The 12,706-nt window shown below is 39.2% G+C and carries 14 protein-coding genes; 11 read left to right on the top strand and 3 right to left on the bottom strand.

Going from position 1 to position 12,706, the window contains the following annotated elements; genetic code table 11:
* Positions 1 to 18 precede the first annotated feature (18 nt).
* The gene (locus B5771_RS18770; protein WP_088188889.1) at positions 19 to 618 is read right to left on the bottom strand and encodes a DUF6431 domain-containing protein; all 600 of its coding nucleotides are present in this window, start codon (positions 616 to 618) and stop codon (positions 19 to 21) included.
* A gap of 1,150 nt (positions 619 to 1,768) precedes the next feature.
* Between B5771_RS18770 and B5771_RS18765 the strand changes: the two genes are divergently transcribed.
* The 10 genes from B5771_RS18765 to B5771_RS18720 all read left to right on the top strand — a co-directional run bounded on the left by B5771_RS18765 (position 1,769) and on the right by B5771_RS18720 (position 8,773).
* Complete coding sequence (locus B5771_RS18765; RefSeq protein ID WP_172408310.1) at positions 1,769 to 2,119, top strand: hypothetical protein; 351 nt, start codon at positions 1,769 to 1,771, stop codon at positions 2,117 to 2,119.
* Positions 2,120 to 2,689: 570 nt separating this feature from the next.
* Entirely contained in the window at positions 2,690 to 2,821 is a 132-nt protein-coding gene (locus B5771_RS25230; protein ID WP_348982962.1) for a hypothetical protein, read from the top strand.
* Positions 2,822 to 2,863: 42 nt separating this feature from the next.
* Positions 2,864 to 3,127, top strand: a complete 264-nt coding sequence (locus B5771_RS18755) for a type II toxin-antitoxin system RelE/ParE family toxin (protein WP_242966889.1) — start codon at positions 2,864 to 2,866, stop codon at positions 3,125 to 3,127.
* 314 nt (positions 3,128 to 3,441) lie between these two features.
* Positions 3,442 to 4,056 carry a transposase gene (locus tag B5771_RS18750; protein ID WP_242966888.1) on the top strand — a complete coding sequence of 205 codons (615 nt, stop codon included), beginning with the start codon at positions 3,442 to 3,444 and terminating at the stop codon, positions 4,054 to 4,056.
* Positions 4,057 to 4,173: 117 nt separating this feature from the next.
* On the top strand, positions 4,174 to 4,773 hold the full coding sequence (locus B5771_RS18745; protein ID WP_088188887.1) for a TetR/AcrR family transcriptional regulator: 600 nt from the start codon (positions 4,174 to 4,176) through the stop codon (positions 4,771 to 4,773).
* Positions 4,774 to 4,850: 77 nt separating this feature from the next.
* On the top strand, positions 4,851 to 5,216 hold the full coding sequence (locus B5771_RS18740) for a DsrE family protein (RefSeq protein ID WP_242966887.1): 366 nt from the start codon (positions 4,851 to 4,853) through the stop codon (positions 5,214 to 5,216).
* A gap of 627 nt (positions 5,217 to 5,843) precedes the next feature.
* A complete protein-coding gene (locus tag B5771_RS18735; protein WP_088188886.1) occupies positions 5,844 to 6,029 on the top strand; it encodes a 2-hydroxymuconate tautomerase in 186 nt (61 codons plus the stop codon).
* Positions 6,030 to 6,085: 56 nt separating this feature from the next.
* The gene (locus B5771_RS18730; protein ID WP_088188885.1) at positions 6,086 to 6,718 is read left to right on the top strand and encodes a flavodoxin family protein; all 633 of its coding nucleotides are present in this window, start codon (positions 6,086 to 6,088) and stop codon (positions 6,716 to 6,718) included.
* A gap of 128 nt (positions 6,719 to 6,846) precedes the next feature.
* On the top strand, positions 6,847 to 7,371 hold the full coding sequence (locus B5771_RS18725) for a nitroreductase family protein (protein WP_088188884.1): 525 nt from the start codon (positions 6,847 to 6,849) through the stop codon (positions 7,369 to 7,371).
* Between the two features lie 283 nt (positions 7,372 to 7,654).
* Positions 7,655 to 8,773 carry an aldo/keto reductase gene (locus B5771_RS18720; RefSeq protein ID WP_088188883.1) on the top strand — a complete coding sequence of 373 codons (1,119 nt, stop codon included), beginning with the start codon at positions 7,655 to 7,657 and terminating at the stop codon, positions 8,771 to 8,773.
* Between the two features lie 459 nt (positions 8,774 to 9,232).
* Here B5771_RS18720 and B5771_RS18715 read toward each other — a convergent pair whose 3' ends face one another.
* Complete coding sequence (locus B5771_RS18715; protein ID WP_088188882.1) at positions 9,233 to 10,078, bottom strand: helix-turn-helix transcriptional regulator; 846 nt, start codon at positions 10,076 to 10,078, stop codon at positions 9,233 to 9,235.
* Between the two features lie 119 nt (positions 10,079 to 10,197).
* Here B5771_RS18715 and fabF point away from each other — a divergent pair, with 119 nt between their 5' ends.
* On the top strand, positions 10,198 to 11,451 hold the full coding sequence (gene fabF, locus B5771_RS18710) for a beta-ketoacyl-ACP synthase II (protein WP_088188881.1): 1,254 nt from the start codon (positions 10,198 to 10,200) through the stop codon (positions 11,449 to 11,451).
* A gap of 576 nt (positions 11,452 to 12,027) precedes the next feature.
* On the opposite strand, the gene B5771_RS18705 is transcribed toward fabF, so the two are convergent.
* Positions 12,028 to 12,603, bottom strand: a complete 576-nt coding sequence (locus B5771_RS18705; RefSeq protein WP_088188880.1) for a hypothetical protein — start codon at positions 12,601 to 12,603, stop codon at positions 12,028 to 12,030.
* Between the last annotated feature and the right edge of the window lie 103 nt (positions 12,604 to 12,706).

Genomic DNA, 12,706 nt, shown 5'->3' with positions numbered 1-12,706 from the left:
AGGGATAAAATGTAAAATTCATCCAGAATTAAAATGAGCCGTTTGGGTCCTGCCCTGAAGAAAGGAACTATGGACGTTGGAGAAAAACGTATGTAATTGCTCGGAGGTATTAATATCCGGCATGGACGATAAAAATTCAATGGATTCCTGATAAATATCCTCAAGGATTCCAAGCCAAAGTTTTTTATGGATCAGGAAGAGCCGCTTCCATTCGTACAATGTTGAAACACTAATTTGATACTTCATGCACAAGGAGGCGACGGTTTCACTTGACCGGAAATAATCGTTCAACACAGACAAAATAAAGAGAAGGCTGTATGAACTGAAGGGGATGATGATTTCCGGAAGAATTGCGTGCGTACTCTTACAGGATGAGCAGATGATTCTGGTGATGTCTAGGATGTCTGTTGTGATAGATTGGTTTTCATAGGAAATCAGATAACGCTTGTAGGAGTCATGATAGGCCCAAACAGGGTGTTTGGCACCGCAATTAGGGCAGGCTAGCTTTAATAAAGGAATCTTTTCCTCCGAAAAGTCCTTCATGGCCCAAAGAAAGAGATGATTTGCTGATAAAGTTTTAAAATTTAGCTTGCAAAATATATTGAATAATCTTATCATAATCTCGTATATGTGCTTTCATATGCATATTGGGAAGAGAAAGAGTGTTAAGCGGCCAAGCAAAACGGACTCTTTCTCTTCTCTTTATATTATGATATTAGAATTTTCGGACAGGTCAATAGATAAATATGTCGCTTCAGATTAATCAAGTAGTTCTCATCCTGAGCCTGTGGACAGTGCCAACCTGGGGAAAAGCATTTTTAGGTCTGTCTTAAAAAGAGCTTTCCCCCAGGTCTTGGACAAGTCTGATTGAAAGTAATTCTTTAGGGTTGACTTGCCCACACTGCCCACAGGCACTACGACCTCATGGGGTATGCGTTATCCTGCGCGCATCTTATTTGACCTTCGAACTAATTTCCAGTTAGAGTTAGAGATGGTTAATAAAATACCTCACGTTACTTCAATTTCTTGAACTCGTGAGGTAGGAACTAAGTTAATCAACGAGAACGGTGTTATGTAAACCGATGGCGATTCAGAGTGTGAAACGTCACCAACATACCCAAATTGACCCGACCAAATTTTGATGAATTTTCACGCGAAATATTTTCGGGTTTAGTAGATGAAAAGAATTTTATTCTGACGCTTTATTGATTCTTTGTGTAAAAACAAATTGACGATCTACAATATAACCTCTCTAATATATGGGCTAAATCTTCCGAGATATTGCTTCAAAATTAAATTATTTTCCGGAGGCATTCTATCTCAAGTCTCCTCTCATATTAATATATAATATTCCATTATATAGAATACCGTGAAGTGTATATGGCGATTTAAGACAAAGGCATCAAATGTAACATTTTGTGCTATTTGGAATAAAATATATTGTGACCTAAACCAGCCATTTTTCCTCTTAAGATCCGCCGTCAATGATGGAGGATCTTTTAAATTGATAAGAAGGCTAATTTTGGTGTGGGGGGGTGTATCTATTTATTGGGAAGATCGTTTGGCTAAGGCTAAAGCCTAAAAAGGTTGGTTGATAGGCAAAATAGATCGAGCAACTTATAAAGTAGCATTGTACATATCTCTTTCGGAGACGGAAGTTTCCACTTCGCTCTGGGATATTTATTCTGAGGTGCAGGCGGGGGGTGCCCGTTCCACTCTTCAAAGAATAATATACCAAAAAGAACCAATATATGGAGGTTTGGCGAAAATGATTATGGGACCGAAAGTGGTATTGGTCGGTGGAGTTGCTGCCATTGGCGTCATAGCTGCCGTATTACTCAATCGTTCAGGGAATATACTTTTTCATAGTACGGCACAGCACGCTTCCTTTTATGAGTATCTCCTCATGCAGAAAATGCTTATGGATGAATACTTTACAACGGAATTCATAGAACAACATGAGGGACTTTCCTATTTGGCGGAAGACTGGCCGCAAGATGAATATGTATTGTTTTATGAGAGCAGCCCAATAAAGGAAATCGTCGATGTTGAGGCCTGTAAATCCTGGAATATCCCTTTGGATGAGGTCCATAGGCTGGAAAGGTCAAGCGAATTGTAAGTGGTCGTATAAACACAATTATCTAAGACCTCGGAGCGCAAAATTCTCCGGGGTATTTCCTTATAGCTGCTAAAGGTGCTAACCATTTTATGCCTTATCATTGAGTTACTGGGGTGATCGCGGTATGATCTTTTTCTAGATTCAGAAAAGGTAAAGAGTAATCTCATCAGGTGATTATATTTATGTGTTTGCTAAACCGACAAATCAAGCACCCGAGGCACGTTGACGTTACTTCATTGTAAGTTTTCATCGAAAATATGTTTCCATGAATGCAGCATACAGAGACTGTCGTACTGCATGAAAATGAACAAGATTGATTTGAATAAGGATATTATCAATATACGAGCGTGATTAATTGATTGAATTGATAGTCATTTCAAGATATAATATGACTATATAAAATATTAAAAAGCGGTGATACCATGAAAGCAACAATCAGACCTTCAGCAGATTTAAGGAATCATTATAGTGAAATTTCTAGGCAGTGCAGAGAATCAAGGGATGCAGTAATTATTACTGTAAATGGACGAGGAGATACATTCAGTTCTTGGATTGCAAGATTACTATCAGATGAAATCTGAACTGGAACTACTCAGAACACTTGCGGAAGCGGAAGATGATGTGAAACGTGGAAGGGTAGCACCAATTCAGGATTCGTTTAAGGATCTTCGTGCTTCTTTACTGGAAAGGAAGAATGAATGAAGTATAAAATCTTACGAACGGATAAAGCAGAGGAACAGCTTCGTGAAATCATTTTTTATATTGCAGATGATTCAGGTGATGTTGATTGCACTAAGCTATTTGGATAAGATTGAAACCGCAATCAATCGTCTTCAGGAGTTTCCAGAGTCGGGAAGTATTCCTAGATATTCGACTTTAAAAAAGCAAGGGTATAGGGTAATAATTGTTGATAGGCATCTTGTGTTTTATAAGATAAACGAAGATACTGAGTTAGTTATTATATATGCCATCGTGGATGCTAGAAGAGAATATCGAAATTTAATATAAGAAGTCAAAAGGTGCATTCAGACTAATTACGGATGCTTTTCTCATAAGAAGAAAGAGGTCTCGTGTTAATAATAAGTTCAGCAACGGGATTAGCACTCTTCTCAAACCCGACATATTGGCAACTCCAGGCACGTTGGCGTTTCTTCATTGAACGTTTTAGGGGATGTGTATATATTTTTATAAAGGGGATGTGTGAAAACACAGCCGAGAGAAACCGCTAGAAATCATTAGATTTCGGCGGTTTTTCGGCGTATTAGGGAGAAAAATGGTATAATTAAGACAAGGAAAGAACGAATGGGGCAGGTGTTTTCTCCTTGTCAAAACCGGGAAAAAAAGTACATAACCAAGTTGTTTTTAAAGAGTACAATCAGAATCAACTGAGTTTACCGATGGATCTGGAATGTCTAATTCCTCCCAGTCATATGGTCAGAGTGGTTAACTCTGCTATCGATCAAATGAATCTTGAACCTCTTTTGGCGAAATATCCCGAAGGTGGACGTTCGAGTTATCATCCCGTCATGATGACCAAACTGCTCACCTATGCTTACACCGACAAGATTTTTTCCAGCCGCCGCATAGAAAAGGCAGCTCGCGAAAACATCATGTATATGTGGTTGTGCGGAGGAAATAGCCCGGATTTTAAAACCATCAACACCTTCCGGGGAGAACGCATGAAAGATGTGCTGGTTGAGATTTTTAGTGAAGTTGTTGAACTCCTACATAAACAGGGCTACATCAAGCTGGAAAATTACTTTTTAGACGGAACGAAAATCGAAGCCAATGCCAATAAGTACAGCTGGGTCTGGGGAAACTCAACCAAACGTTACAAGAAAAAACTGCGTGAAAAGTGCCGAGAGCTCTTTGAGTTTGCGGAGTTGACCAATCAGAAAGAAAATGAGGAGTATGGGGAACGGAACCTGGAAGAATAGTTCATTTTTGATTTTGCCAATGATTTTGGAAATAAGATTTTGACGAAATCTTGACACAGCACTAGTGATATTGTATCATAAATTTGTACCAACCGGTAGGTACAGGAGGCGATGAACTTGATAGACAAACGTCAAGAGATTGTTGAAGCAACGGCAGCTCTGATGCACTCAAAAGGGTATGAAAACACTAAACTCAGCGATATTCTAGAGGCAGCCCAGATTGGTAAAGGTCAGTTTTACCACTATTTTTCCTCGAAACACGAGTTTGGTCTGGCAGTTATTGATTATTTTTTTGATAATTGGAATCGGCGCCTGTTGGGAGAAATCCTAGGCTCTGAAAAAGATCCGAAAATTAAGTTCGATGAGATGGTGGAATGGGTGGTTCAGAATCATATATCTAACCAGGCTAAATGCGGATGTGTGTTTGGAAACCTTGCTATTGAAATGAGTGAACATGATGAAAAGTTCCGGCTAAAAATAAAAGCAGTTTTTGATACTTGGGTGGATAAATTGAAACCGGTGCTGGCAGGAATGATTAAAGAGTCGTCTCAACCAAAGTCCGAAGAGCTTGACAAGTTGGCACATGGAATTGTAGCTATGCTCGAAGGCGGAATTCTTATGATGAAAAGTCAGCAAGATATCAAAGTTCTAATTGATGTGACTGATTTGGTTAGGTATTTGGTTAATTCTTTTGTACAAGATCACTCTGCTGCATGAAGGATATTGCCATCTGTCGAGTTAATTAGTATCTATGGAAAATCCGTGATTGCCAAGAAAGAAAGGAGTAATCTATCGTGGAAAATTTAACAGTAAATCCACAGGAAGCAAACGAGCTGGTTGTGCTTTGGACCAGTGCGGACCGTGAAGTTGCATTGAAAATGGTATTTATGTATACATTTAATGCAAAAACTAAAGGATGGTGGGAAGATGTCTGTCTGATAGTTTGGGGTCCTTCAAGCAAACTTTTATCTGAAGACCAAGAACTTCAGGCTTATTTGGCCATGATGATCGAAGCTGGTGTAGAAGTGGTTGCATGCAAGGCTTGTACAGACAGTTACGGGATTACCAATACTTTAGAGAAACTGGGTATTGAAGTAAAATATATGGGGCAACCGCTTACTAACATATTGAAACGGGACGCTAAACTGATTACTTTTTAAAAAGCCCGTTTTCCGAAGAAGAAATTTATGGAGAGAATTATTTGGATAAGTGAGCTTATTTCAACTATCATGATACTTCGGGTAAGAGTCATGGGAATACTGAAATAAACAATTTCCAAGCGACTTACTGTCAGTGTCGTTGTCAGACCAAATTTCACTGCGATGGCTGACTTGCTGACGGGCGTATAGGAATTCCCATCATAGGAACAAGGTCGTAAATGAACGTGAATTACGATTTTTGAGAAAATAACAGTTGTTAAAAGAAAGAGGAATTATCATGATAAAAAGCTCCCAGGAAGCGACGAATTGTCCTTGCCCAAAGACCAACTGCGAAAGGCATGGAAAATGTTACGAATGCGTTCAGTTTCACCGTGCTAAACCAGTGATCGTATATTGCATGCGTGACGAGTATAGAAAAAAGGATTCTCTATAAAACATGATGAGCATGGAAGTTTTTCTTATTTGAGGATCAAGAAGAAGTTCAGTTATCATCAAATTTTATAAAACTAGAGATCTATATTTTGAAGTTCTAAATGATTAAATTTTAACGCGAAAGAAATGTTCACAGCGGGTGAGAACAAATATTTTGTTGGAAGAATAAGTAAACGAGAAGAGGAAGTGAAAAGTATGCCCTTCGTTAATGTTCAGATGCTGGTGGGAAGAACGGTTGAACAAAAAGCAGCACTTGCTAAAGCTATCACAGAAGCTTTCGTTAAGATTACAAACTGTCAGCCAGAGGCTGTGTCCGTAATATTTAACGACATTCAGAAAACCGATCTGGCTAAAGCAGGTAAACTAGTCTCTGAATCATAGATATTTTTATAGGCCTTTAACATAGTTGCTCTTGGCAATTTAGAAAGGGGTACTATATGATTTTAGGAATTAGTGCAAGCGGTAGAAAAGACGGTGTGACAAGTAAGATTGTAAAAGCGATTTTAGAAGCCGCAGGGCCAGAAAACGAGTATATTTCGCTTGCAGGAAAACGAATCAATGGTTGTATTGGCTGTACGCTCTGTGCTTCTGATAACAAATGTAAAGTGCAGGATGATTGGAATGCTATAGGAGAAAAGATGCTTGAAGCAGATGCAATTGTTTTCGGAGCGCCCAATTATTTTGGAAGGATGAACGCATTAGGACATGCATGTTGGGAGAGGACCTTTAGTTTCAGGCATAGAGAAGTTTTTAGTTTGGCAGGTAAGCTGGGAGTCATTGTTAGTGTGGAATACGAAAACAATGATTTTGTAAGGCCGGAAATAGAAGATTTTATGTTAAGAAATAAAATGGCCATAGTCGACTCTATGGAGGGACATGGATATTCCCAATGTTATACCTGTGGTTACGGTCATGAATGTGGAGTTGGTTATGTTGTTAGAAAACATGGTTTTCTCGATAAGATAGAACCTGAACAGATTCCTCAGGATTTCCAAGAACACGCAACAGAAAAATATCATGCCGAAAGAATTGGCAAAATATTAGGATCGATTTTGAAAAATCGCCAATGAACAGCCTAGTAGGCAAGCCTATAAATTCAAGTTAGCAAAACTTAATTAGAAGATATATTTCCTCGAATTTGATGAAATTGGCCCGAATAATGAAATGAATTTGAATTGAGAAAGCTGGAGAGATTAAAATGAACTTTGTAAAACTTGCAGAAGATCGATTTTCCCTTCGCAAATTCAGTTCAAGACCGGTGGAAAAAGAAAAGGTTGATCTTGTACTCAGAGCAGGCCAGCTTGCACCGACTGCCGCAAATTTTCAGCCGCAGCGTATCCTTGTCATCGAAAGCAGCGAGGCATTGGAAAAATTAAAGAGATGCACACCTTGCCACTTTAATGCTCCCATGGCGTTGCTTGTCTGTTATGATGAGACTGCCTCCGCTAAACGCAACTATGACAACTATAATACTGGGGAAGCCGACGCTAGTATTGTCGCAACACATCTGATGCTGCAAATAGTCGAACTTGGGCTGGGGAGTACTTGGGTTGCACATTTTAATCCAGCCACTGTCAGAGAAGAATTTTCACTACCGGAACATTATGTCCCGGTTGCCCTGTTGCCGCTAGGTTACCCGGCAGAGGATGCGGCTCCAAATGAACAGATGCATTGCCATAGAAAACCGATTGAAGAAACCGTATTCTACAATACATTTTCATAATAGGAAAGAAGCTCAGTACAGCGTGTGTCAAGGGAGGTTCAAGGCTGATAATCGTTAAGGCCGCCACTTATTTGGTGCTAGCTGCCACTTCGTAGATAGAAGACAAAGGTAGAGGAACAATGAAATTCTGATGCCTTTGTCTTTCATTTTACACTTTTGATCATCAATTTGTTGTTGACATAGAGTATACTCGAAGTTTTAAAATAATCTTACCAATATAATGTGTTTGGTAAAAAGTATAAATCTGTAGTCAGAGATGTTAAGTACTGGAGGATGGTATTGTATGTCATATTTAGGTGAAAACATCCCGAAACTTGGTTTTGGGTTTATGCGGCTTCCGATGCTCGGTGAAAAAATTGATATCGAGCAGACAAAGGAAATGGTCGATCTGTTTATGTCCAAAGGTTTCAGCTATTTTGATTCCTCCTGGGCCTATAATGGCGGAAAGTCTGAAGAGGCGATGAAGGCCGCAATCGTTGACCGTTATCCACGCGATAGCTTTCAAATTGCGACAAAGTGCCCCGTTTGGATTGTGAAAACGAAAGAAGAAGCCGAGAATATGATCTGGACTTCATTAAAGCGCACTGGGGCGGGATATATCGATTTCTATTTGCTGCATAATCTGGGGGACAGCCGCACTCAAAGCTTTGATGATTTTGAGATGTGGGATTATGTCCATGAACTTAAAGCAAAAGGCCTAGTGCGGCATATCGGGTTTTCAATCCATGACAATGCGGACGCGCTGGATAAAATTTTGACCGAGCATCCTGAGATGGAGTTTGTCCAATTCCAGCTGAATTACGATGACTGGGAGAGCCCCACCATTCAGGCTCGAAAATGCTATGAAGTGGCCCTCAAGCATCACAAGCCGATCGTCGTGATGGAACCGGTTAAGGGCGGCCTTTTGGCGAACCCTGCTACAAGCGTCCGAAAAATATTTGAAGACGCCAATCCAAGTGTTTCGCTGGCATCATGGGCTATACGATATGCGGCCTCTTTGGATAATATCATCACGGTTCTGAGTGGAATGTCGACAATAGACCAGGTGCGGGACAACGTATCTTTTATGGAAAAGTTTAAACCGCTTGATCAAGACGAGCTTGCTGTAATTGAGAAGGCGCGGAAAGCGATCAGTGAAATTCCCAGTATTCCCTGTACGGCCTGTCAATACTGTGTAAAGGGCTGTCCGCAGGGTATACTTATTCCCAATGTATTTGCAACATATAACCGCAAGTTGGTTTATAATGATTTGGCCAGCGCGAAGAGCCGCTATGGGCTTGAAACCAGGTTTAACGGTAAAGCCTCGGATTGTGTTGCCTGCGGAAACTGCGAGCGGGTCTGTCCTCAGCATATTGGTATTATTGAAAACTTAAGAACGATAGCTGAGGAACTGGAAAAATAAGAATGGCATGACTATTGCAAGCAGCAGATTTGGTGTTTTTTTTAACAAATATATAGTGATTTGTACAATAGTTTATTATGAGTGAAATAAACCATGAGTAGTTTTCAGCCGGATGTTTAAGATCTGGCTTTTTGTTTATGCCGAGACATATTAAGACCTTGTAAACAGTCAACCCACGTTGGTGTTACTTCATTGAAATATTTAGTTAAGGCATATGCTCAAAGAGAGGTATGCCTATTTTATTTTATGTTACGGTTGGACTCGTCTTTGAAAACTACTTGCAGAGGAAATTCAGGAACACAAAGGAATTTACGTGAAGTACAAACAGGGCATGCGGCCAATAAAACATTATTCAAATACCCAGCAACGACGACAGTTTATATAATGGAATCAACTGGAAAAAGGGGGTAATAATAAGTAGGCTAAATACTATTAGATGAGTAGGCAAAAATGGCGTGATTATTTGTTATGTTTATCTATTAATTGTTTCAGTTTCACTTCAGTTAATGAATTCTCCACTGGGGTATATATATTGAATCGTAAATCCATATCACCTTGTACTTGAAGAGAAGTCATATTGAAGAGCATTCTTCCCGCTTTTGCATGTCTAAATTCAATGATTACTTCCGGAGCCATACTCACTTGACTTTCTTGCCACAAAGACAGAAAGTCTGGGTAAAGATCCGACATTTCTTGTAGAAATTGATTGTACCACTCATCATTTACATACTGACCATAGTAAGCTCGAAAAATGGATATAAATCCTTTGACAAAATGTCGCCAATTGACAGCTAAAGATCTTAATTCTTTCCTTGAAAATACCAAACGAATCATGTTGCGTTGCTCGGGTGGAATTAGTTCGAAATCCAGAAAAACAAGGGCCGCTAAAGGATTCCAACCGACAATTTGAAAATGCCGGTCTGTGATAAATGTTGGACAATATTTAAGCTCAGCTATAATTCTTTCTAAAGAAGAAGGAATCTTAGACTGCATGACCCCAGGCTCATAAACTTTTGTATTCGATTCAAAAGCAAGGTCATACAGGTACTTACGTTCATCACTATTTAGTTGTAAAGCTTTTGCAATAGAATCTAACACGGATGAAGAAACTTTGATATCTCGTCCTTGTTCTAACCAGGTGTACCAAGTGGTGCTCACTCCTGCCAATTGAGCAACTTCTTCTCTCCTTAGGCCGGGCGTTCTTCTCCGAGTACCAGTTAGTAATCCGACGGAACATGCTTGAATTTTGGCGCGCCTTGATTTTAGAAATGCAGACAATGCTTCTAATCTTGATTTATCATTCAATATTGAGTCCCCCCTAAGTATATTCATAGTGTTAATTATACTATGATAATCTATAAATTGTAATAGGATAACTAACGTGTAAGAATATAGAAAAACCTATTTATCAGGGGGGATCAACATTGGAACGTGTAGTTATCACAGGAATGGGAATCGTTTCACCGTTGGGAAACAATGTGGGAGAATTTTGGCAAGGTTTAATTGCAGGTAAGTCAGGAATTTCTACTAATGATTTATTTGATGTTAGCAATATGAAAACAAAAATCGCTGGTATTGTTCGTGATTTTAACCCGGAAGAGATATTTGGTCGTAAGGATGCAAGGCATATGGATAGATTTTGTCAATTTGCCTTGGCTGCAGCCGATCAAGCATGGTTAGATTCAAAGCTGGAAATAAAACAAATTAACTTGGAACGTCTTGGCGTTTATGTAGGATCTGGAATCGGTGGAATTAACACCTTGCTTGACAATGTGGATATTCTTCGAGAAAAAGGACCAGGGAGAGTAAGTCCAACCTTGGTGCCTGCAATGATTTCAAATGCTGCTACAGCACAGATCAGTATTAAATGGGGTGCGATGGGGCCCACAATGTCACCGGTTTCCGCATGTGCAATCGGAAACACCGCAATTGGTGAAGCGTTTAGACTAATCAGGTATGGTGAAGCAGATGTCATATTTGCCGGAGGTGCCGAAGCAGCGATCACTGATTTGGCAATAGCTAGTTTTGCGAATGCAAAGGCACTGTCTTCAAGGAATAATGAACCTATTAAAGCTAGTCGCCCGTTTGATGCTAATCGGGATGGATTTGTCATGGCCGAAGGTGCAGGGATCATAATACTTGAGTCTTTATCACATGCCAAGTCAAGAGATGCACGGATTTATGCTGAGGTCATCGGATACGGTCTAAGTTCCGATGCATACAACATGGTTGCTTCACATCCTGAAGGTAATGGAGCATTTCTTGCGATGAATAAGGCTATGAAAGATGCAGGTATTTCAAGTGAACAAGTGGATGTAATAAGTGCCCATGCTACAAGTACATTGCCGGGTGATTTATCCGAGACAATTGCACTCAAGAGGGCTTTCGGAATGCAGGCTTATAAGATTCCCATAACAGCAAATAAGTCTATGACAGGGCATATGTTAGGCGCTGCGGGTGGAGTAGAGGCAATTGCACTGGCAAAAAGTTTGCAAGAAGGAATTATACCTCCCACAATTAACCAAGAAAAGTCCGATGAGCAATGTGATTTAGATTATGTACCTAATATTGCTCGTAGAAAAAATATGAGGATAGGGCTATCAAATTCGTTTGGTTTCGGGGGTCATAATGCAGTGATCGTTTTGAAAAAGTATGAGTATTCAGCCGAGAAGAACTAGAGGAAATGTCCTCATTTTTGTATTGTGGATGGAGATACTAATTCCTGAACGAAGAGGGATTTTGCCCGCATGGCAAATATACTGTTGAAATGCCCGTTTGACGGTAGAATTAGATGAACTAACAATAAAGTTTAGTAAATTTAATTCATTTAGAGTTCAATTTATTCACTTAAATGTGCAACATCGCCCCACGTTGAGACCGTGGTAAGTTTGAAAGCACTTACATTTTGAAAGTCGCCTGTACCAATGGTTTTGTGGCTGGGACTATTTTCAAATTAGCTGAAAATGTCAAGAATGTGTTAAGACTGCGTTCGTGGAANATACCCAAATTGACCCGACCAAATTTTGATGAATTTTCACGCGAAATATTTTCGGGTTTAGTAGATGAAAAGAATTTTATTCTGACGCTTTATTGATTCTTTGTGTAAAAACAAATTGACGATCTACACCTTTATATTCATAATAATTACTCCAAAGTTCGGCTTATTCAAGTTGCTTGAGGTATCCATATCCTAACAAGAGGAAATCAACGGATTAATGTTTCCATTAATAACATCATATAAAAACTAATGTTAATTAGCTGATTTGTATTTGCAAAACTGTGTATGTAGAACCATCAGCAGTCGTAATTATAATTACATTATTCGCGGTAACATTCGTAATATCTACCTCACCATTAGATACACTATACCCAGCTCCTTGTGCTTGAGTAACCCCATCAACTGTGAGACTTGTAACGGTCTGAGTTTTATCCGGTAATGTAACCTGACAACTTGGTACTCCGCTTATAGTATCAAAGGTGCCCACTAAAGCCTGTAAAGAATTTAAAGGAGTCCCTGACAATTGAGATTCAATCATATTTTGAATATCAGTTATTGAAGACTTAGAATTCTTAATAAAAATATCATTGGCTTCACTAGCCTTATAAATTTTACCATTAACTTCGTAGAAATAGCTATTCATATTGACGATTAGATCAAGAAATTTACTAGGGGTCAATATTAATTGTTGTATACTACCGATTTTAGTTGATCCTTTCCAAAAATCTCCTGTGGAAGCTAAGGCCGGAGTGGGGAGTGTAACCATTACAGTGGTTCCAATGATGAAAATAGTAAGGATTTTCTTCGGACTTATAAATAATTTCTTGCTCATTATTTCCTCCTAAAACTACTTTTACCCAAATTATACACCTTTAGCCGAAAATTTTTTACCCCATAGAACCTTGATATTTCGTTTTTTTCTTATGTTTTCTGTA

The sequence above is a fragment of the Desulfosporosinus sp. FKA genome (assembly GCF_002196785.1).
GTDB lineage: Bacteria > Bacillota > Desulfitobacteriia > Desulfitobacteriales > Desulfitobacteriaceae > Desulfosporosinus > Desulfosporosinus acididurans.
This window is presented reverse-complemented; position numbering and strand designations above follow the sequence as displayed.